The sequence below is a fragment of the Clostridium amazonense genome, from assembly GCF_056431285.1.
Genome location: NZ_JBWKMH010000028.1, coordinates 240951 through 264371 on the forward strand (window position 1 = coordinate 240951; position 23421 = coordinate 264371).

The 23421-nt window shown below is 24.3% G+C and carries 21 protein-coding genes; 16 read left to right on the forward strand and 5 right to left on the reverse strand.

Annotated elements, in window-relative coordinates:
- The first annotated feature begins 116 nt into the window (after nt 1-116).
- The gene (locus AC07E4_RS12535) at nt 117-296 is read left to right on the forward strand and encodes a DUF4177 domain-containing protein (RefSeq protein ID WP_478216562.1); all 180 of its coding nucleotides are present in this window, start codon (nt 117-119) and stop codon (nt 294-296) included.
- 37 nt (nt 297-333) lie between these two features.
- Here AC07E4_RS12535 and AC07E4_RS12540 read toward each other — a convergent pair whose 3' ends face one another.
- On the reverse strand, nt 334-498 hold the full coding sequence (locus AC07E4_RS12540; RefSeq protein WP_148361119.1) for a DUF3006 domain-containing protein: 165 nt from the start codon (nt 496-498) through the stop codon (nt 334-336).
- A 269-nt stretch (nt 499-767) separates the two neighbouring features.
- Between AC07E4_RS12540 and clpB the strand changes: the two genes are divergently transcribed.
- Nucleotides 768-3368, forward strand: coding sequence for an ATP-dependent chaperone ClpB (gene clpB, locus AC07E4_RS12545; RefSeq protein WP_430828642.1), 2601 nt, complete (start codon nt 768-770; stop codon nt 3366-3368).
- A gap of 45 nt (nt 3369-3413) precedes the next feature.
- Here clpB and AC07E4_RS12550 read toward each other — a convergent pair whose 3' ends face one another.
- The 3 genes from AC07E4_RS12550 to AC07E4_RS12560 all read right to left on the reverse strand — a co-directional run bounded on the left by AC07E4_RS12550 (nt 3414) and on the right by AC07E4_RS12560 (nt 6607).
- Complete coding sequence (locus AC07E4_RS12550; RefSeq protein WP_430828643.1) at nt 3414-3932, reverse strand: L,D-transpeptidase; 519 nt, start codon at nt 3930-3932, stop codon at nt 3414-3416.
- Nucleotides 3933-4042: 110 nt separating this feature from the next.
- Nucleotides 4043-5506: a methyl-accepting chemotaxis protein gene (locus tag AC07E4_RS12555; RefSeq protein ID WP_478216563.1), complete on the reverse strand. Its 1464-nt coding sequence runs from the start codon at nt 5504-5506 to the stop codon at nt 4043-4045.
- 396 nt (nt 5507-5902) lie between these two features.
- Nucleotides 5903-6607, reverse strand: a complete 705-nt coding sequence (locus AC07E4_RS12560) for a hypothetical protein (RefSeq protein ID WP_478216564.1) — start codon at nt 6605-6607, stop codon at nt 5903-5905.
- Between the two features lie 243 nt (nt 6608-6850).
- Between AC07E4_RS12560 and AC07E4_RS12565 the strand changes: the two genes are divergently transcribed.
- The 6 genes from AC07E4_RS12565 (at nt 6851) to AC07E4_RS12590 (ending at nt 13220) form a co-directional block, all read left to right on the forward strand.
- Nucleotides 6851-7267, forward strand: coding sequence for a hypothetical protein (locus AC07E4_RS12565; RefSeq protein ID WP_040330431.1), 417 nt, complete (start codon nt 6851-6853; stop codon nt 7265-7267).
- Between the two features lie 213 nt (nt 7268-7480).
- The gene (locus AC07E4_RS12570; RefSeq protein WP_430828645.1) at nt 7481-7879 is read left to right on the forward strand and encodes a hypothetical protein; all 399 of its coding nucleotides are present in this window, start codon (nt 7481-7483) and stop codon (nt 7877-7879) included.
- 81 nt (nt 7880-7960) lie between these two features.
- Complete coding sequence (locus AC07E4_RS12575; protein ID WP_040330433.1) at nt 7961-8497, forward strand: putative ABC transporter permease; 537 nt, start codon at nt 7961-7963, stop codon at nt 8495-8497.
- A gap of 152 nt (nt 8498-8649) precedes the next feature.
- Nucleotides 8650-9570 (forward strand): AEC family transporter, encoded by a 921-nt coding sequence (locus tag AC07E4_RS12580; RefSeq protein WP_478216565.1) that lies wholly within the window; start codon nt 8650-8652, stop codon nt 9568-9570.
- 255 nt (nt 9571-9825) lie between these two features.
- Nucleotides 9826-11682: a PAS domain-containing sensor histidine kinase gene (locus AC07E4_RS12585; RefSeq protein ID WP_478216566.1), complete on the forward strand. Its 1857-nt coding sequence runs from the start codon at nt 9826-9828 to the stop codon at nt 11680-11682.
- A gap of 29 nt (nt 11683-11711) precedes the next feature.
- Complete coding sequence (locus tag AC07E4_RS12590; protein WP_040330435.1) at nt 11712-13220, forward strand: carboxypeptidase M32; 1509 nt, start codon at nt 11712-11714, stop codon at nt 13218-13220.
- A gap of 65 nt (nt 13221-13285) precedes the next feature.
- Here the strand turns inward: AC07E4_RS12590 and AC07E4_RS12595 are convergent, their stop codons facing one another.
- Nucleotides 13286-13831 carry an NADH peroxidase gene (locus AC07E4_RS12595; RefSeq protein ID WP_478216567.1) on the reverse strand — a complete coding sequence of 182 codons (546 nt, stop codon included), beginning with the start codon at nt 13829-13831 and terminating at the stop codon, nt 13286-13288.
- Nucleotides 13832-14039: 208 nt separating this feature from the next.
- On the opposite strand from AC07E4_RS12595, the gene AC07E4_RS12600 reads away from it, so the two are divergent.
- From AC07E4_RS12600 to AC07E4_RS12635, 8 genes are all read left to right on the forward strand, one after another.
- The gene (locus AC07E4_RS12600) at nt 14040-14735 is read left to right on the forward strand and encodes a response regulator transcription factor (RefSeq protein ID WP_040329649.1); all 696 of its coding nucleotides are present in this window, start codon (nt 14040-14042) and stop codon (nt 14733-14735) included.
- Between the two features lie 111 nt (nt 14736-14846).
- Nucleotides 14847-15755, forward strand: a complete 909-nt coding sequence (locus tag AC07E4_RS12605; protein ID WP_478216568.1) for an ABC transporter ATP-binding protein — start codon at nt 14847-14849, stop codon at nt 15753-15755.
- Complete coding sequence (locus tag AC07E4_RS12610; RefSeq protein ID WP_478216569.1) at nt 15748-16485, forward strand: hypothetical protein; 738 nt, start codon at nt 15748-15750, stop codon at nt 16483-16485. Before AC07E4_RS12605 ends, AC07E4_RS12610 begins: the two co-directional genes overlap by 8 nt.
- A gap of 70 nt (nt 16486-16555) precedes the next feature.
- A complete protein-coding gene (locus AC07E4_RS12615; RefSeq protein WP_051540440.1) occupies nt 16556-17398 on the forward strand; it encodes a sensor histidine kinase in 843 nt (280 codons plus the stop codon).
- An 827-nt stretch (nt 17399-18225) separates the two neighbouring features.
- Nucleotides 18226-19509 (forward strand): hypothetical protein, encoded by a 1284-nt coding sequence (locus tag AC07E4_RS12620; RefSeq protein WP_040329654.1) that lies wholly within the window; start codon nt 18226-18228, stop codon nt 19507-19509.
- Between the two features lie 262 nt (nt 19510-19771).
- Nucleotides 19772-20440 (forward strand): response regulator transcription factor, encoded by a 669-nt coding sequence (locus AC07E4_RS12625; protein ID WP_040329655.1) that lies wholly within the window; start codon nt 19772-19774, stop codon nt 20438-20440.
- A 4-nt stretch (nt 20441-20444) separates the two neighbouring features.
- Nucleotides 20445-21869, forward strand: a complete 1425-nt coding sequence (locus AC07E4_RS12630; RefSeq protein ID WP_478216570.1) for a HAMP domain-containing sensor histidine kinase — start codon at nt 20445-20447, stop codon at nt 21867-21869.
- A gap of 188 nt (nt 21870-22057) precedes the next feature.
- Complete coding sequence (locus AC07E4_RS12635) at nt 22058-23296, forward strand: metal-dependent hydrolase family protein (protein ID WP_040329657.1); 1239 nt, start codon at nt 22058-22060, stop codon at nt 23294-23296.
- Nucleotides 23297-23421: the final 125 nt, after the last annotated feature.

Below are 23421 nucleotides of genomic sequence, written 5' to 3' on the forward strand. Positions count from 1 at the left end.
TATAAGTTTAGTAATTGGCAAAATATATAATAATAGAGATAAAAAGGTTAATTCATGTATGATATAGAATATATAAGTTGTACAGAGGTATTACTTACTATAAGGAGGACATTAGCATGTATAAGTACATATATGTTGAATCAGAGAATGAAGGGTTATTATCAAACGCTACACATAGAGAAATAATAAATGAATATAGCAGAAATGGATGGAGATTTGTAACAGCTATACCAAAGACTATTAAGGCAAATGGTAAATTTATAAGATTTGATTTAGTTTTTGAAAAAGAAGAGTAAATAATATAAACCCTACATAATTTATGTAGGGTTTATATTATTTTATAATGCTATATTCAAAGTTTTCCCAAAGCAAAGTAGAGCCTACTTTTATTCCTTCAGGTAAAAGTGCAAGTGCAACGGCATTTTCATTATCATTTTTATCTTTTAACACTGCATAATCACCATCTATAGTGGTAACTATATACATTATTGTTTTCATACTTTTACACATCCTTAATGTTTAGAATTAGCTTTTAGTTTACTATATGAATAAAAGTAAGTCAAATTTAAATTAAAACATCTAAATTTATATATATTATTACATAATTAGCTATATTTAAATATTTTGCTTAAATTTAAGGTGAAAAAAATATAAATTAGACTTTGACTTTCTTTGACTTTTGTATTATTATATAAACATAAAGAAATAATACAAATAATGAAAAGTTTATTATAAAATTATTTGATTGTAAGAGGTGAATAAAATATATGAATATAGATAAAATGACTTTAAGAGTACAACAAAGTTTAAATGATGCATATAGTGAGGCTGTAAAATATAATCATCAACAAGTAGATATTATTCATTTATTTGCAGCACTTGTTAATCAAGAGGATGGATTAATTCCAAATATTTTTGAAAAGATGGGAGTTAATTTAACGTTTCTTAGAAATGATATCCATGAAGAATTGGAAAGAATGCCAAAAGTTTTAGGAGAAGGTGCCAATGCTTCAGGGGTAACAGCAACAAGAAGAATAAATGAAGTTTTAGTTAAAGCAGAAAACATTGCTACAGAATTCAAAGATTCTTATATAAGTGTTGAACATGTAATGATTGCAATGATGGATGTTGATAAAAATGGAATTGTAGGGAAAATACTAAAGAAGTTTGCTATAAATAAAAATGATTTTCTAAAAGTATTATCAGAGGTTAGGGGAAATCAAAGAGTTGATACACAAGACCCAGAAGGAACATATGATGCACTTGCTAAGTATGGAACTAATCTTATAGAGTTAGCTAAAAAGCATAAATTAGATCCAGTTATAGGAAGAGATGAAGAAATAAGAAGAACTATAAGAATTCTTTCAAGAAGAACTAAAAATAATCCAGTTTTAATAGGTGAACCAGGTGTTGGTAAAACAGCAATAGTTGAAGGATTAGCAGAAAGAATTGTAAGAGGAGATGTTCCAGAAGGGTTAAAGGATAAAATAATTTTCTCATTAGATATGGGAGCACTTATTGCTGGGGCTAAATATAGAGGAGAATTTGAAGAGAGATTAAAAGCTGTTCTTAAAGAAGTTCAAAGCTCAGAGGGAAGAATAATATTATTTATAGATGAAATTCATACTATAGTTGGCGCTGGTAAAACAGAAGGTGCTATGGATGCAGGTAACTTAATAAAACCATTACTTGCAAGAGGAGAACTTCATTGTATTGGTGCTACAACTTTTGATGAATATAGACAATATATAGAAAAAGATAAGGCACTTGAAAGAAGATTCCAACCAGTTATAGTAGAAGAACCAACAGTTTCAGATACAGTGTCTATATTAAGAGGGCTAAAAGAGAGATTTGAAATACATCATGGCGTAAGAATACATGATTCAGCTATAGTTGCAGCAGCAAAGCTTTCAGATAGATATATTCAAGATAGATTTCTTCCAGATAAGGCTATAGATTTAATAGATGAAGCTGGAGCAATGATAAGAACAGAGATAGATTCGCTTCCAACAGAATTAGATGTTATAAGAAGAAAAAAATTAATGCTAGAAACTGAAAAAGAAGCATTAACTAAGGAAAGTGATGAAGCATCTAAGAAAAGACTTGAAAATCTTGAAAAAGAACTAGCAGAACTTAAAGCAAAAAATGATGAAATGACATCTAAATATGAAAAAGAGAAAGGTCATATTCTTGAAATAAGAAATTTGAAAAGAGAGCTTGATGAAGCTAGAGGAATTTTAGAAAGATCTGAAAGAGAGTATGATTTAAATAAAGTTGCCGAATACAAGTATGGTGTAATTCCACAATTAGAAGAAAGAATAAAGAATAAAGAAGAAGATATGAACAAAAATTATGAAGGTGCACTTTTAAAAGAAGAAGTAACTGAAGAAGAGATATCAAGTATTGTTTCTAAATGGACTGGGATACCTGTAACAAGACTTGTAGAAGGTGAAAGAGAAAAACTTTTAAGACTTGAAGAAGAACTAAGAAAAAGAGTAATAGGACAAGATGAAGCAACTGTTGCTGTAGCAAATGCTGTAATAAGAGCTAGAGCTGGACTTAAAGATGAAAGAAGACCAATAGGTTCATTTATATTCTTAGGGCCAACAGGTGTAGGAAAAACAGAACTCGCAAAAACACTTGCAAGAAACTTATTTGATAGTGAAGATAATATAATAAGAATAGATATGTCTGAATACATGGAAAAACATGCTGTGTCTAGACTTATAGGACCTCCTCCAGGATATGTTGGATATGAAGAAGGCGGTTTCCTTACAGAAGCAGTAAGAAGAAATCCATATTCAGTAATATTATTTGATGAAATTGAAAAAGCACATGATGATATTTTCAATATATTCTTACAAATATTGGATGATGGTAGACTTACAGACAATAAAGGTAAAACTGTAGATTTTAAAAATACTATCATAATAATGACATCTAATATAGGTAGTAGCTATTTACTAGAAAATCATAATAAGGCTACAATAGATGAAAAAGTAAGAGAAGAAGTAATGAATTCACTTAAAATGAGATTTAAGCCTGAATTTTTAAACAGAGTAGATGACATTATAATGTTTAAACCATTAAGTTGTGAAGGCATTAAAAAGATAATAGATATATTCTTAAAAGATGTAAAAAACAGATTAAAAGATAGAAATATTAAAATGGAAGTTACAGATGAAGCAAAAGAGATTTTAGGAAAAGAAGGATATGATCCTATATATGGAGCAAGACCTTTAAAAAGGTATATTGGTAATGTATTAGAAACTCAAATTGCTAAAAAAATGATTGCAGGAGAAATATATAATGGATCTACTGTAGTTATAGATGGAAAAAATGAAATTTTAGAAATAAGAGTAAAATAAAATAAAAATTATCGCAAAACTTAAATGTTTTGCGATAATTTTTTATTAAGAAATATGAACAAAAGTATTTTTAGGAATATTATCATAAATCCATTTTGCATTATTTAAAGAAAGACGAATACAGCCATCAGAAAGTTCCATACCAAGTCGGCCATCACGAATGGAGCCGTTTAAATTATAGATAATTGAATGAAATAAGTAATTGTCATAAAATTGTGTGTAATATTTACATTTATAGCCCTTATTAACTCCAAAATATAAGCCTTTTACACCAATTTTAAAATTACCACTTGGAGTTTGAGTAGAAGGTTTACCTATGGTGCAAAGATAACTATTAATTAGTTTCCAATTATTTTTAGATCCTTTAAATATATTAGTTTTAAAATTATTTTTATCAACCCATATGAAATAGGTAGTAGAGCTTGAAAAACTATTTGAGTTAGCATAATTTGTAGCTATTTCAAAATAATCATTTGTATTTCTAAAGTTTGACTTTAAATTATAAAAAGTTGATAAAAAAATATTTTTAGAACTTTTGAGTAAAGAGGTTATATTTTTTTTCATATAATCACCTATTATTAAAAAATAAAAAACAATAATCAATAATATAAAAGTTTAACTACTAATTATAATATTGATTATTGTTTGAAATGTTAATAAATGTATTTTAAAAATTAGTTAAGAGAAGACTTTAAATCATCCATTTTATTCAAAATTTCTGTTAAATTGTCTTTAGAAATATTTACATTATTAGACTGCTCATTTGTTAGCTCAACAATATCCTTAACATATTTATTAGATTCATCATTAAGTGATGAGATATTAAGTAAGTCATCATTTAATGAATTTAACTCTAAGTTTAAATTACTTAAATTAGATACAAATGTTTTAGATGAATTACCAATGGTGCGTATTGAAATTAGTATATTATTAAAAGAGGTTTTGGCTTCCGTTGCATAAATAACTCCTTCGTGAACTTCAGCAGCACATTTTTCAGAAGTTAACTTAGCTTTAGATGCAGACTCATTTATAAGAGATAAACAAGCACCAATTTCTTTTGCATATTCGTCAGTTTGAATAGAAAGTTTTTTTACTTCATTAGCTACAACTGAAAAACCTTGTCCAAACTCACCAGCTTTAGAAGCTTCTATAGAAGCATTTAAACTAAGCATTCTAGTTTGATTCGAAATAGTATTTATAACCTTAAGAATATCTTCTATTTTTTTATTATGCTCACTTATATCATTCATAAATAAAAGTAAATCTTTAGTTGTAATTTTTAAATCATTCATTTTATTTGACATTTTATCCATGTTTGAAGAGTTTATATTGCAAATATTTTCTGTAGAATATATATTTTCATCTACTTCATTAAAAGAAGAATTCATATCTTCAAAATTATTTTTTAAATTATCAAAGAAAGCAATGGTTTTACCAATAGAGTTACGTTCAAAACTTAAGTTGTCAGAAATATTTGTAACTATGTGAGAAATATCTTTACATATAAATACCATATTATCTGAGTTTGAATTTAAGGATTCAATAGATTTATCAACTGAGTTTGATGTATCTTGTACAGAACTTATAGTGTTTAGATTATTTATATTATTTTGTTCTATTTCTTTAGCATTATTTGTTACATTTTTTATCATATCTAGACCACGTTTACATTGTATATATGACATTATACCAGCAACTAATAATATTGCTATAAAAGTAAGTATATGTTGAAAAGTTAAAAAGGCGTATGTATTACTATTTATAGCTATGTCTTTAAATCCAAAATACATTATTATTAAATAAATAGAACTTAAAATGCTAGTGAATAATGCAGATTTAGGAGCACTATACAACGTTGAAACAATTATAGGTAAAAAGAAACATAGTAGCATTAAAATACTAAAGCCATCAATTAATATAAAAACATATAAAAATAGTAGCATTGATATAGGAACCATTAAGGAACTATATTTATCTAACTTTTTAAACATTAATGGAAGTGACATAATTGAGAGACTGATTAATCCCAATGTTATAAGAGCTACTAAATGCTTTCCATTATAGCCATATAAAAAACAAAATAGAACAAGTGTAATTGAGAATAAAATGAGTATTTTAGAATTTAAATTTTTATTCAATGTGAATACCCTCCCTAATTATTAAAATATAAAAATCAGCATAATAAATTTTAAGTTTACATTATAAATTATAACACTTGATATAAAAGTAATTACTTAATTAGAACAAAACTTACAAAATATTACTTTTAAAATTATATTTTTAGAATTTGTAAATTAATATAATAATTTATCGTATAAAAAAAGAAAAATTTACCATATTTTAAATGAGACAGATAAATTTATATAAAATAAACTATTGAAAAATAGAATTATTATATAAAAAAATTAGAGATGAAGAGTAAAAATGAATTGTTAGTCTTAAAATAGCATTTTAGAATAAGGTGCATAGTAAATTAGTTAAATATTATATAAATTATGATACAAAATAAATAAAAGCGAAAAGATATTTCGCTTTTATTTATAACATTCTCTTTCATAAATGAAATGAGCTCTATTTTTTTTGAAAAAGGTTTCTTTAACTTTGAACATTTCAAAATTAGTCCATAATTCTTCTGTGAAATATTCTGGTTTTAAAGTTACTTCGTTTAAATTATCATTAGATTGATCATTTGAAATATAATTAAAAAGATGATTCCAAGATATAACTTCAAATTTAAAAGGTGAATGTATAGGTTTATCTATAGAAATTGTACTATGCTTAACACTAAAGTCCTTAGGATTATAATTTTTACAAGTCGCATATGTTAAAGTTTTAGGTGATTTATTTTTATCTAAAATAATTTCAATGACCTCAATATCACCTTTGCCAAACATTAAACTTTGAATTTTCAAGCCGTTAGTATATAAACATTTGTTTAAAAAAGGCATAAAACCTTTAGTCTTATTTATTTCTCTATCCCATAAAATATGATAAGCAATATGATAATTTTCATATTCATCTAAAGCAGCTCTATAATATAGTTTTTTAGGAATTTCAAATTCATTAGTTGTATATATAATAGGTGCAAATTTTATAGCTAAATCATCATCACGTATAATTGTGTAATCTCCAATATCTGTGGAATTAGTTTTAGTTGGAATAAAAATTAACAATAAGAAAATAATCACTATTCCAATTAAAATAATTAGAAAAAAGTTTTTTTTCTTTATTTTTATCATCTCCTTAAAGTATATTACATTTTTTAATATGTAAGTAAAGTTAAATATAATGAATAAGATTAATATATAGTTTTAGAAATAATTGTAAGGCTTAATTATAGATACATTATATATAATATGTATAATATTACAATATATATTATCTATAAATTTAAAAATTAATTAATATGTAATACATATAGAGTTTATATATAGTATAATGTAAATACAATAAGCTAAAGTTTATTTTAGAGGTGACATAGGATGAGAAATTTAGATATTAATATTATAGAGAAAAATGATAAATCATTACATTTTGAATTTATAAATGGAGATGAAAAGGAAGAGGCTGCATTAACATCTATAGAAGGACTTGCTCATTTTGGATTAGGAAGAAGAGAGAGTGATGAAATTGTAGTTGAAGGTGCTGGAGAAAATATGTTCCCAGTTATAATAAAAAAAGATGGTCCAGTAAAAGGATATAAATATGGAATGGTTGTTGGAATATATTTCTATAAAAATGGAGAAAATAGAAATAAAACTTCAGAACTTAAGCATAAAGATATGATTTTTAGTGATATGTTAGATATTGATAATATAAAAATATATTATAATATATTTAATTACAAATTGAATGTTTTAATATATAAAGATAATGAGATTATATATTCATCTATATAAAATAATAAGTGTGTTAGACTTATATTACATCAAAGAACTTACTTGATAGAACTATTAGGAAGTTCTTTTTTTATATATACAAATATTACATTAAAATAAAAAATTAAGATTAAATTAAGATTTAATAAAGGAAAATTAAAGAAGTCGTGTGTACAATATAGAATGTATTGAGAAATAAAACTATATATAAATAGTTTAGTGGGAGCAAGGATTATGAAGAAAAAGATAATAATGATAGTAAATATAATGACTATAATGCTTATAATGTCAACAATAGGAATAAGAGTTAGTGCAGATAATTTATACTCTAAAATCAAGAAAGTTAGTGACAATGAAGTTCTGATTATAAAATCAAATAATTCTATAAATCAAATTGACGATGAGTATTTAAAGGGAAAAATAATGGAGTTGGAAGTTAAAGTAAAGAGTATAGATAATAAAAAACATATAATTAAAGCTAAAAATGGAGATAAGGATATAATTTTAGGATTTCCAAAAGAAGAAAAGTTAACTGATATAAGAAAAGGAGAAACAATTAAAGTAAGGGGTATAGGTATAACAAATGGGAATAAAGAGAGAAACATTTCTTTAATTGCAAAGAGAGTTGATTAAATACTATTAGATGATGTAAATAAATTAGATTAAAATTGCTCATACTAAGTTTAAATTTAAATTTAGAAAAGAGGAATTTCAATGGATTTAGTTATATTTACTTTATTTAACTTTATAATTTATTCTTTTATTGGTTGGATTGTAGAAAATATATATTCAGTTGCTACAAAAGGAGAGTTTCAAAAAGATGGTTTTCTATTTGGACCATTTAAACCTATGTATGGCATAGCAGGAGCTATAATAATTCTATTAAATACAGCATTTAATTTGAATTTAATAGAAAAAATTATAATTGGATTTATAATTCCTACAATTACAGAATATTGTACAGGTTATATATTAAAAGCAGTTTTCTCAAAAAGTTATTGGGACTATTCAAACTTGAAATATCAAATCAATGGATTAATAAGTTTACAGTTTTCATTTTATTGGATTTTATTAACTTTTGTAGCTATATATATAGTTCAGCCAGTAATTAATATAATTTATCAAATAGAGCCAGCTTTATGGTCAATATTAACACCGTTCTTTATAGGAATAATGACATTAGATATGATATATACCATAATTACAATGAATAAAAAATCATCACTTTTAAAAAATGCCAATCAAGATTAAATTTAATAATGTATATTTTTTAAAGCTACAGTATTTTGCTGTAGCTTTATATATTTATTGAAAGAAAGTTGTAATTGAAAAGTATTCTATATATAATAACAAATGTAAATAATTTTAAATAATTACATAAATATAAAAAGGAGGAGATGGGTTTGAAGATTAACTCTATAATGAATCAGGTTATTTCTATATTTTTAATAATAATAATAGGATTTTATGGAAGTAAAAGAAAAATTATAACTAAAGAATTAAATAAGGGGTTAACAGAAATACTAACTAAGATAACGCTACCACTTATGATTATTGCATCATTTAATATAACTTATAATAGTGGTATAAAAAGCAATATAAGAAAAACATTATTTTATAGTGCAATAATAATTGTTCTTTCTATAGTTGTAACTCACTTATTATTGTTAATAGTGAAAGATAAAAACAAAAGAAAGATATTAGAATTTGGTAATGTTTTTTCTAATTGTGGTTTTATGGGATTTCCTATAATAGAAAGTATATATGGTAGTGAAGGGATAATATATGCATCAATATTCAATATGTTTTTTAGTATATTTATGTGGAGTTATGGTGTAATGCTATTTAGTGATAAAATCTCTATAAAGGAAATAAAAAAAGTTCTTTTAAATCCTGGTGTTATAGGTGTGTACATAGGGGCTTTGATAATGTTATTAAATATAAAAATGCCAGAAGTAATATTTAGCAGTATAAAATCAGTTGGATCTATAACAACACCATTATCAATGTTAATAATAGGATCTATGCTTGCTGATATTAATTTAGGAGGATATTTAAAAGATATAACAATTTATTATGGTTCTTTTATAAAACTTATAATAATTCCTATGATAACTTTATTGTTTTTTATATTTATAAAAGAAGATACTGTAGTTTCAAAAACTTTAGTTATACTTCAGGCAATGCCAGCAGCAGCAATGACATCGATTTTAGCAGAAAGCTTTAATAAAGAAGCTGAATATGCAGCAGTTTTTGTATTTATGACTACATTTTTGTCAGTATTTACATTTTCATGTGTATTAAAAATTGTATTAAAAATTTAAATATATAAATAGTATTAAAGATAAAGATAGTGATTAGTGTAGTCTATATTGTATTTTTAAGTGTAGAAGTAGAATTAGAGCTATGTTCAATATATTGTAAAAATAAGTATAATATGTTACTATTTAAATGAAAATTCAGAAAATAAATTCTTTTGTATAAATTCAAGCGCTTGATGAAGCTTATGAAAGAAAAATTACAAAATATTACTTACTGCATTTTATACAAGTGGTAATAAGTAATTAGGGGGAACACTTATGAAATCACTATCTAATTCTTTTAAAAATAATTTGAATGATATAGAAGAAAAACAAATAAATAAACCTAAATATAATTATCTTTATTTTAAATCATATAAAGAAAAGAAAAAAGTTGTAAAAACTATTGATGAAAATTTAGTGTTGAAAAATAGAAAATTTAAATTACAAAATAATTATTATATAAAAGAAGAGTTAAATAATTTATTAGATATGGCTAGCAGAGAAACAGTATCGATTAAGTTATTAAGAAATATTGGAGAATGTTTATTTAATTTTTCAAATGCAGATTTAATGAATATATTTATATATGATGCTGAAAATTGTTCATTAATAAAAAATGATATGTTGGAATTTGGAAAAAACTTTTGTGAAAATCATAAAGATTTTGAAATAACTAAAAATGAAGAGTATAAGATAATTCATACTGAATATTATGAGGGAATTAAAGAAATAGGAGCTTTTCAATTTGACGATAAAGAAGTATTTATAAAGAATAATATAAAGTATTTAGGTTGTTATAAAATAATGAATAATGATAACTTAATTGGATTATTGATAATAGGATATGAAAAAATAAATGATTCTATAAATGAAAAAAATATGTTTATTGGTGAATTCTGCAAAAAAATTGGTCCAATAATGAGTAGATGCAAGCTTATAGAAGTGTTGAAATGCGAATTGAGAAAAAGAATTGAACTGCAAAAAGAAATGGAGATATTTTTAAGTAGTTCGAAGCGAATGATATGTATAATTGATAAAAAGGGGTATTTTCAAAAAGTAGGGCCACAATGTGTAAATTTGTTGGGCTGGAGTGAAAAAGAATTTTTATCAATGAATTATAGGGAATTAATTATAGATAAAGAATTTTTAAAGGGTTTCAAGGTAGCCGAAAATAGGCCATTTATAAATAAGTATAAAACTAAGAATGGAGAATATAAATGGTTAGAGATCAATTATAAGTGCATAGAAAGAAATGCATTTATGGTTATAGCTGAAGATGTTACGGAAGAAATAAATTTGGAAAGTAAAAATGAGACGTTAGAGAATAAAGTTAGCTTGGAAAATGCAAAGAATAAATTGTTTACAAATATATCCCATGATTTCAAAACTCCAATAAATATAATTTTAGCTACAACACAATTAATTTTAAAAAAAATAGATGAAGAAAAACTTGAATTGAATGAAAATATAAATTTAAAGAAATATATGAATTCTATTAGACAAAATTCATGTAGATTGTTGAAACTTGTTAACAATATAATGGATATGACCAAAATTGACGCAGGATATTTTGAATTACAACTTGCAAATTATGATATAGTAAACTTAGTAGAAGATACTACAATGTCAGTAGTTGAGTATGCTAAATATAAAGGTGTAGATATAATTTTTGACACTAATGTAGAAGAAAAATTAATTTCATGTGATGCAGAAAAAATTGAAAGAATAATATTAAACTTATTGTCAAATGCATTAAAACATACACCACCTAATGGAGAGGTTTACGTTTTATTGTTGGAAGATGGAGAATTTATAAAAATAACAGTGAAAGATAGTGGAAGTGGTATTGAAGAAGAGAATGTGGATAAAATTTTTGATAGGTATAGGCAAGTAGATGCATTACTAACTCAAAGGGCTGGTGGAACAGGAATAGGTCTTTCATTAGTAAAGTCGCTAGTTGAACTTCATGATGGAGACATAAGTGTAAAAAGTGAAAGTGGAAAGGGTGCAGAATTTGTAGTTAAATTGCCTAACAAAACAATAGATGAGTGTAGTGCTTTTTTAAAAGAAGAGTACAATATAAATTCAAATAAAGAAAAGAGAGAAATAGAATTTTCAGATGTATATTTTTAAATTTTAAATATTAGTTAAGGAGATATGTTATGGAGAAAGTATGTGAAAGTAATATTAAAAAATTAAAAGAATTAGTTAGAAATATGAATTATTTAAGACAGTCACTTGGAATTGTGCATTGGGACATGTGTGTAAACATGCCTAAAGCAGCAGGAGAATCAAGAGGAAATGTAATAGGTTATCTATCTTCAGAATATTATAAAATGATAACAAGTGTGGAAATAAAAAAACTAATAGATGAACTAGAAAATGAAAAAGGATTATCAGAGTTTGAAGTAGCTATGATAAGTGATATTAAAGATGCATACAATGAAACTAAAAAAATACCAGAAGATATATATGCTAAGTTTTCAGTAGATTCTGCCAAATCAAGCATGGCTTGGGAGGAAGCAAAAAACAAATCAGATTTTTCTATATTTGAGCCACATTTAGAAAAAATGGTTAATTATAAAAGACAATTTGCAAATTTTTATGGATATGAAAAACATCCATATGATGCATTGTTAAACCAATATGAAAAGGGAATGACTGTAGAAATTATAGATAAAGTTTTTGGTAATTTAAGAAATTCTATAGTTGATATATTAAATAGAATAAAATCATCTAATGTTAAAATTGATGAAAATATACTAAAAGGTAATTATAGTACTGAAGAACAAATAAAATTTAATGAATATCTTTTGGACTTAATAGGATATGATTATAAAAATAGAGGTAATATATCAACATCAGAACATCCATTTACTACTGAATTTAGTAATAAAGATGTTAGAATAACTAATCATTATGATGAAAGTAATTTTTCAAATGCTATGTATAGTGCTATACATGAAGGTGGACATGCCATTTATGGACAACAAATATGTGATGAATTAGAAGAATATGGATTACAAGATGGTGCATCAATGGGAATTCATGAATCACAATCAAGATTTTATGAAAATATAATAGGTAGAAGTAAGGCATTTTTAAGTTTTATATATGATGAGCTTAAGAAACACTTTAAAAAATTTGAAGATATTGATTTCGCAGAGTTTTATAAATTAATGAATATAGCTAAGCCATCACTGATAAGAACAGAAGCAGATGAATTAACTTATAGTTTACATGTAATCATAAGATATGAAATAGAGAAAGATTTAATTGCAGGAAAGATAGAAGTTAAAGATTTACCTAAGATATGGAATGACAAATATTATGAATATTTAGGTGTAAGGCCCCAAAATGATAGTGAAGGAGTCCTTCAAGATGTACATTGGTCAGATGGAGAGTTTGGATATTTTCCAAGCTATGCGTTAGGAAATATATATGGAGCACAATTTTTAAATGCAATATTAAAAGATATTCCTAATTTATATAAGGAAATAGAAAATGGAAATTTAGATAATTTAAGAACTTGGTTAAGAGATAATATTCACAAATATGGTAAACTATACAAGCCGGAAGAATTATTAATAAAGGTAACAGGCGAAAAATTGAACTCAAAATATTTCATAGAATATTTAAATAAGAAATTTAGTGAAATTTACAATTTATAAAATACAAAACACTCACCTAGTTAAACTAAGGTGAGTGTTTTGTTATATTAATAATAAATGTTTAATTATTTTTGGAAGTATCTTTGTAATAATCCGTTAAAGGCACAACCATGTCTTGCTTCATCTTTACACATTTCATGAACAGTGTCATGAATAGCATCTAAGTTTAATTTTTTAGCAAGAGTAGCTAAATCTTTTTTACCTTGGCAAGCTCCGTGTTCAGCATCAACTCTAGCTTGTAAATTAGCTTTTGTATCAGCTACAACAACTTCACCTAAGATTTCAGCAAATTTAGCAGCATGTTCAGCTTCTTCCCATGCTATTCTCTTATAAGCCTCAGCAATTTCAGGGAAACCTTCTCTATCAGCTTGACGACTCATAGCAATGTACATACCAACTTCAGTACATTCCCCAATAAAATTAGCTCTTAAACCTTCAATAACTTCAGGATCTATATCTTTAGCAATTCCTATTCTATGCTCATCAGCAAAAACCATAGTATCGCTCTTTTCAACAAATTTATCAGCACCTACTTTACAAACTGGGCAAATTTCTGGTGCACTTTCTCCTTCATGAATATAACCACAAACTGTACAAACAAATTTTTTCATAATATATCCTCCTCAAAATTCAATACTTTTTTTATTTATAATTTATAATGTTTTATTAATCTTTCGTCCTTACAAGATTTATTATATATCATAAAATAATTATTGTCAACGGATAATAATTATTATTTGAAAAATATTTTAAATATAAACTTATATAAAATTTATGATAATATACATATATATACTATTTATGGATTTGGAGGATGGAATGAATAAAATACTAATTGTAGAAGATGACAATGATATTAATAAATTGATTTCTGAAATGCTAGAAGAAAAAAATTATGAAATTAAATCTGCTTACTCTGGTACAGAAGCATTAATGTATTTGAAAAATGAAAATATAGATATGGTTATATTAGATTTAATGTTACCAGGTAAATGTGGAGAAGAAGTATTAAAAGAAATAAGAATTTTAAAATCAATACCTATCATCGTAATATCAGCAAAAAACGATAAAAACACGAAAATAGAATTATTAAAAAGAGGTGCTGATGATTTTATAAGTAAGCCATTTGATATAGATGAGGTTGAAGCTAGGGTATATGCCCAAATGAGACGATATAAGACATTTAAAGAAGATAGTTTTTCTGCTTCAGAAGAAAATATTTTGAAGTATAAAGAAATATTATTAAATATAGACAATATGGAAGTATATATAAATAATAAGATAATTAATTTGACCACAAGAGAATTTGAAATACTGAAGTTATTAATGGAGTATCCTAAAAAAGTTTTTAGTAAATCAAATATATTTGAAAGTGTATGGAATGAAGAGTTTTTAGGTGATGATAATACAATTAATGTACATATGAGCAATTTAAGAAGTAAATTAAACACTAGTAATAATAAATATAAATACATACAAACAATTTGGGGAATTGGGTATAAATTAGATACTTAAACTTAAGAGTTGCTTAAGGAATGATTAATATTTGCTTAGTGATTTGTAAATATACTTTTAGTATAGAAGAAAAATTGAAGAAAGGAATGGACAAAAATGGATGAATTTATTTTGAAAACAAGTAGGCTAAGCAATAAATATTTTGATGTAACAATGCTTAATTCAGTTAATATGCAGATTAAAAAAGGAGAAATCTATGGGTTAATAGGAAAAAATGGTTCAGGTAAATCAACGCTTATTAAGGTTATATTGGGTCTTATATATCCTAATGATGGGGAAATAAAATTATTTGGTGAGTATACAAAAGCTGGATTAGAAAAATCAAGAAGAAGAATAGGTGCTTTAATAGAGAAACCTTGTTTGATTGAAGATATGACAGTTTATAAGAATTTAGAATTTATAAGAATTCAAAGGGGAATTCCTAATAAATATGAAGTAAATGAAAAATTAGAACTTTTGAATTTACAAAATGAAGCACATAAAAATATAAAAAAATTATCTTTAGGAATGAAGCAAAGACTAGGAATTGCTATGGCAATGATTGGAGATCCAGAATTTCTTATATTAGATGAACCAATTAATGGATTAGATTCTATAAGCATGATAAAAATAAGAGAATTATTACTGTATCTAAATAAAAAGAAAAATGTAACAATACTTATAACTAGTCATATACTAGGAGAACTCGAAAAAATAGCCACAAACTATGGAGTTATAGATAATGGAATGCTAATAGATGAGTTTACAAAAGAAGAATTAGAAAAAAGATGTGAAAGTGCAATAGAAGTAAAAGTAGATAATATTAATAAAGCTGTTTTAGTTATAGAAAATGAACTTAAAAGTACAAATTTTAAGGTTTTGCCAAACAATATTGTAAAAATTTACGATTATATTAATAATCCAATAAAAGTTTCATCTACACTTTCTAAAAATAATATAGGTATAGAAAAAATAGTATCTACAAAAGGAGATTTAGAAAGTTACTTTATAGGCTTAATTGGAGGTGAAGCTCTTGAATAATTTAATTAAAGCGGAGTTTTATAGAATAAAAAATAGTATGTTTTTTAACATAATAATCCTAGTAACATTTATATTAGGTATTACATCTTCTAGAAGTAATGTGAAGTTTGTAGATATAAATGGTTTTGGCTTTTTCTTAGAACTTAATGCAATAAAACCCATAGATGCACTTCATACAGCTATGGGGGCAACACCTATATTAATTATAATAATTATAATGCTCATAAATAATATAGTAGTAGATAAATATAATGGCGGAATTACAAGACAGGCTATCTCATATGGATACAATAGAAGAGATATTTATATAGCTAGTTTAATAGTTATTAATGTATGTACTGTTATAATAACTTTAATTTTTAATTTTATGTGTTTTATACTTAAAGTAGATATTTCAAGTTTAGACTTAAATACTAATATAATATTAATTAAAGAATTTATCATATACATAATTCTTATTTGTACAATTAGCAGTTTTTATACTTTTATTTGTATAGTTGTAAAGAGTAAGTTTTTATCAGCAACAATATATGTAGCTTTTTCTATATTTTTTGTTACAATATTTGGTGAATTGCTAAGGGATAATACAACCTCATTAATGCTAATGAATATAGCTTCAAATGGAATTTCTAATGTAAATGTTTTAAAATATATATTAATTTCTATAGTTGTTGTTTTATGTAGTGTTCTTTTAGGCGTAGATTATTTTTCAAAAGTAGATATATTTTAGTATTTTAGGTGGTGATAATATAATAATCTTAGTTATAATAGTTTTAATTTTACTATATAAAGTTTATTTTTTGAAAAGAGAAATAAGAAGTATTAGTAATCAACTATATGATTATAATATCTTAAATTCAAAAAAGAAAATAAGTATTAATTTAGGTGATAAAGATATAGAAAAATTAGCAGTAAATATAAATGAAAATTTAAATTTAATAGAAAATATAATGTCAGAATATAAAGATAGTGAAGAAAAACTTAAAATTGCAATAGCTAGTATATCTCATGATATTAGAACACCACTTACATCTATTTTGGGGTATATACAAATGTTAAAAAGAAAAGAGATAAATGATGAAAAATATAATGAGTATATTAATATAGTTGAAAAGCGTTCTAATAATTTAAAGGAGCTTCTAGATGAATTTTTTGAATTATCTGTTTTAGAATCATCAGAGTGCAAGGCTAATTTGCAAAGTTTAAATGTAAACAATATATTATGTGAAAGTATAACAGCATTTTATGATAAATTTCAAAAACATTCTATTAGTCCACAAATAGATATTTTGAGTGAATGTTTAAGAATAGTAGGCGATGAAAGTTATTTAAGAAGAAGCATAGATAATTTAATAACTAATATGATTAAACACTCTAAGGGGAAAGAAGTAATTAGATTGTATAAAGAATATGAAATAGTAATAATTGAATTCGAAAATCAAATTGAAAATTTAAATGAAGACGATTTAAATTTAATGTTTGATAAGTTTTTTACTAAAGACATTTCAAGAAATCCTAATATTAAAAGTACAGGATTAGGACTTACTATAACTAAAAAACTTATTGAGAAAATTGATGGGAAAATATACGCAAAATTAAATGGAGATATACTTAAAATTTATATTAGCTTCAATAAAATATAAAATAGAAAACACTCACCTAAATGATGCATTGGTGAGTGTTTTTTATGTGAATAATAAATGTTTAACTGTATTTAAAAGTATATAATAATTTTTATGGAGGTAACAATTATATACCTTAAACTTAACATGTAAACATAGTATATAAAAGGATGTTAGTTTTATATAAGTTAAGGTTAGGGGGATATACTATGTTTACAATGTTTAATTCATTTTCAAAATAAATAATTTATACTTATGAATATAATTATACCCAATAAATAATAAATGTCAATAGATAATTATTATTTATTGGGTATAATTTTTGAAAATTTATATTGTATTTAAAAGAATTGTTGATTCTAAGATGATTCGGAACTAATCTCACTCTTGAGGGTGTTCAAGTTTTGGAACTAATAATTTAAAAGATGATACTACTAATCTTACAAGTTTATTGCTATTATCATGTTTGGATCCAAGTAAGAAGTAAAAGTGAATAGTGAAAAGTGAAAAGTTATGGTAGATATTACTCACTTTGTTCCTAATATCTAAACATTTTAAAATAGAAATATATAAAAACTGCGTTTTTATATTGTTTTAAACTAATTTGTATTGTTAATTTCATATAATTTCTCAATTGAAACATGAATAACTTAAAGTTTTAACTTGGATTCCGATAGGTTAACTTATTTTTAGCATATTATTGGATAATGGGAAAATTATATAAATTAAACAATTATAATTAATAATAAAAAACAATATTTAACAACTTGGAAATAAGTTAGAACTAAAAGCAAAACAATTATTTATTAATATATAAGTGTAAGTTATATATTAAGGGGGAGATAGTGATGATAGGAAAGAATATTTTCGTTATATTATTAAGTTTGGCTTGTGTGTGTATGAACGGATGTGATAAAAGAAATGAATTTGAAACTTCAAAAATTATCATTAATAATGATGTAACTAAAAATAAAGAAAATGAAAAAAATAAAATATATATTAGAAATAGTAATGGAAAAATGGATATTAAAGTTAAAAATGTTGAAGAATTAAATATAAAAGGCAATGAAGATTTTGTACCATATATGTTTATAGATAATGAAATTTATGGATCTGTAGTAAAAATCAAAGAAAATTCAGAACAATATGTGGAGGAAAAGTTATATAAATTAAAAGAGAATAATGAGCTAGAAAGGAGTGATATAGAATTTAACTATAATGGCAATATATATTATAAAGATGGTAAGGTTTATGAATTAGATTACTCTAAAAATGGTATTAGTATTGAAAATAAAAAATTAACTGAGGCGTTAAAGAAATGTCACTATGCTACTGAAAATGTATTTCTTTATAAATATAATTATGATAATAAAAATTTTGTTTTAAGTTTAGAGTTTTTTGGGGACGGTTCAAAATTTTTCTATTTATATGATGATGAAAATGATAGAGTGTATCAATACAAAGAAAATTTAAAAGATGTAAATTTTAGTTTTGATTCAAAGTATGGGATTAGTAATTCAGAGTATATAAAAGCTTTAGATTCACTTATTAGATTAGATGAAAATTTTAAATTTTATAAAATGGTTTTTGAAGGGGAATATTTTGAATTTAAAGAATTTATAGATTTAAGTAAATATACAAATAAAAAGTTGGATTGTAATACTGATAATAATATAACAATTAAAAGTATTAATGATAATGAAGTATTGATAATTCAATATAAAGAAATACCCTGTATAAGTAAAGATTACTTTAGAAATGTTGAGTTAGTTTCAATAGATAAGTTTAATTTTAAAACTAATCAGTTTACTGAGCTTATGAAAGTGGATGAAAACACTCATTTTAGTGCACCAAACTTTATAAATGGCTTGATTATTTTAGATGAATTTGATTTAAAGGAAGATAAAATAAAATCTAAGAATAGATATTTTAAAGTATTAGGTAATAAGGAATTAAAAACAATATATAAAGAAAATATAGAAGATGAAGGAGAAACAATAAATACATTAGTTAGTGTAATACCCAATATGGATAAAAAAGAATTACTTTTATATAAAAACATAAGTGAATTTAAAAAAAATAATGATATAGAATTTAAAAAAAATATATATAAAAAATATATATTAGAGTAAAAGTAGTACGAAAGTAAATTTACAAATTGAGTTTTGTATAGGGTTCCAAGTTGAAACTTTAAGTTATTCAAATATTAAATGAGATTAATGTTAGTAAAGGAAACAGGAATTATTTAAAACGTTATTCATAAAAATTTCAAAGAAACTCTAATGAATTTCCAATTGCATAGTTATAAATAAAAAGATGATTTTAAAGAATTAAATTTTAAGACATGTTAAAATGTAAATATAATGAAGAAATTATATTTTATAGGGGGGCAAAATGAAAAGAAAAATATTGATAGTTGAAGATGAGTTTTCAATTAATGAGATATTAAGAATTTCATTAGAAAATGAGGGATATGAGACTAAAAGTTCTTTTGATATAAAAAGTACTGAGGAAATTATATATAAATATAATCCAGATTTGATACTTTTAGATGCAATGCTTCCAGATGGAGATGGGTTTGAGTTATGCAAAAAAATATCTAAAGATTTTTTAGTTGTAATGGTTACAGCAAAAGATAGTATATTTGATAAAATAATTGGAATTGAATTAGGTGCTGATGATTATATAACAAAACCTTTTGAAATAAAGGAAGTAGTAGTTAGAGTAAAAGCTATCTTTAGAATGTTGGAAAAAGAAAATAAAAGTGAAAATATAATTAAGTTAAATGAAAATATTAGTATTGATTTGATAGGGGAAAGGGTTTATAAAGATTCAAAAGAAATAGTATTTAAAAGGAAAGAAAGTGAAGTATTTTTTTATTTTGTTAATAACAGAAATAGAATTTTAAGGAGAGAAGAACTTTTAAATAATGTTTGGGGTTATGATTATTATGGTGGAACACGAACGGTGGATGTACATGTTAGAAGAATTAGGGAGAAACTTGATGTAACTGATATTAATATTATAGAAACAGTTTTTGGAAAAGGATATGTAATGAGGTAATTAAATGATAAAGACATTGAAGGGGAAAATTTTAATTGGAATAATTGGAATTACAGTAATTATAATTATTGTCGTAAACATTATAATTAGAACTTCAGTTCATAAAAAGTTTAATGATTATGTAATAAATGATATAACTACAATTAAAAATATAACATACAATGAATTTATTAAATTTAATAGTGTTGAAAATTTAATTTATAATAGTAAAAGTGAATTATTACCTATATTAAACAATATAAATAGTCAATATGATGTATATATATCTCTAGATAAGAATGAGAAAAAGAATTTAGTATTTATTGGAGTAGAATTAAATGAAAAAGAAAAAATGAACCTTATAAAAGATTGTAATAAAAAATCAGTTATAATTTTTACACATAAAGAAAAGAAAGATTTTTATGCTACTTATGTATATCCTATTTATGAAAATAGTAAATATATAGCTACACTTACTATTCAAAAAAGATATTTTAATGAGTATCTTGATAATAAATATCTTGTTATTGAAATTGTAATAGCTCAGATTATATTATTTTCTATTATGATATTTATGATATATATATGGACAAGCAAGTCAGTGTATTCTATAGGAAAACTATCTAAAACAATAGGAGATATAAATAATTATAATGAGCTTTCAAATACTAATTTTAATATTAAGGGAGAAGATGAAGTAGCAACACTATCAAAACAATTTGAAAAAATGAGAATTAAAATAGTTAGTCAAGTTTATAAATTAAAATGTGAAAATGAAAAAGTAGAAAAATTAGAGGCTTCTAGAAAAGAATTTTTTAATTGTGCAACTCATGAAATGAAAACTCCTTTAACTGGGATTTTAGGATATTGTGAACTTCTAAAAAATGATGTACTAAATGATAAAGATAAATATAAAGCATATGAGAGAATAGAAATCGAAGGAAAAAGATTAAAAACTATGGTTGAAAATATGTTGTTAATAGCCAGAGAAAAGGAAAATTTAAAGAATAAGCCCCAATATTTTGATGTTGTAGAAGTGTTAAATGAAGTTGTTGAGGAATTTCAGATTGTGGAAAAATATCAAAAGTTAGATTATGTAAGAAATAATGAGTTTTTTACCATTCTAGGTGAAGAAGAAGCAATAAGAAAAATATTTTTAAATTTACTAGACAATGCTAGAAAATATAATAAGTCTAATATAATAAAAATTAAAGTTTATAAAAATGAAAAATTAACAATTATCATAGAAAATGATTGTGGTAATATACCTAAGGAAATAGGTGACAATCTTTTTGAACCATTTTTAAAATATAATTATGGAGATAACAAAATGGTAAGTTCAGGACTAGGATTGTTTATATGTAAAAATTTAATAGAAAAAAATGGTGGAAATATTGATTATAAAATAAATAGTGGGAAAATTTGTTTTGTTATAATTTTTGAAAAATAAAAACAAAAAATTTATAGTTTGTCTAGATAAAATTTACAAATTAATATATACTAAATATGTTAATAAAATATAGAACTTACAAATTTATTTAAATTTTATAGTTATATTAATTATGATATTTATCAATTTTGTTCTATGTGAAAACATATACATATAATTAATTATAAATTTAATTGGGGGGAATTTTTATGAGTAAAATTGCATTTGTTGGTGGTTTACTAATAGATGGAACTGGTAAAGAACCAATAAAAAATTCATTAGTTTTAGTAGAAGGTAAAAAAATTAAATATGCTGGAGTAATGAAGAGTTTTGATGATGATTATGAAAAGGTAGATGTAACTTCTAAAAGTATTATGCCAGGATTAATTGATAGTCATCTTCACTTTAGTGGTAATTTAACTGATAATGATAGTGATTGGGTACTTGAACCACCTATACAAAAGACTATAGTTGCAGTAGCTCAGGCTCGTGAATCACTTGAACATGGTTTAACATCAGTTGGTGAAATTTCACGTTCAGGAATACATATAAGAAATATGATAGAAGAAGGTATAATTCCTGGACCACGTGTTGTAACAACAGGACTTGGATTTTGTAGAACAGCAGGACATGGAGACTCTCACAAGTTACCAATAGAATATAATAGTGAATCTCATCCATGGGCAGAACGAGTTGATGGACCATGGGAGTTACGTAAAGCTATAAGAAGAAGACTTCGTGAAAATCCAGATGCAATTAAAATTTGGTCAACTGGCGGTGGAATTTGGAGACATGATGCAAAAGCTGATTCACATTATTGTATGGAAGAAATTCAAGCAGTTGTAGATGAAGCTAGTATGGTTGGACTTCCTGTATGGTCTCATGCTGAAGGTTATGAAGGTGCATTAAATTCATGTAAAGCAGGAGTATCTGCAATAATACATGGACAAGAATTAAATGAAGAATGTTTAGAGATAATGAAGGAAAAAGACATAACTTTCTGTCCTACACTTCAATTTTTCTTTGAATGGTTTACAGTATATGAACCACCTTATAGACCAATACATGATAAATATCCAGGAAAAACAATAGCTGAAAAAGAATTAAATAGAATAATTGATAATCTTCAAAATGCAAATAAAAAGGGCATCAGAATTACAGTAGGTTCAGATTCATTCTGTAGTAGTTTAACTCCATATGGAAAATATGCTATAACAGAAATGTATGCACTTAATAAAGCTGGATTAACAGAAATGGAAACAATAATGGCAGCAACTAAAAATGGTGCTGAAATGCTTAGAATAGATAATATAACAGGTACATTAGAAGAAGGAAAATTTGCAGATTTACTTGTTATTAATGGAAATCCATTAGAAAATATAAAGAATATAGATGTAGATAAAATGGATATAATAATGAAAGAAGGAACTTTTGTTAAAAATAAATAAAAGCAAAAATTACTTTATGTTTTCATAAAATTTAATTGAGATAATAAAAGAGATTGTTTTAAATATATGTTTAGAATAATCTCTTTTAAATTTTAAATAAATTTCAAAAAACATTTAAAATTATA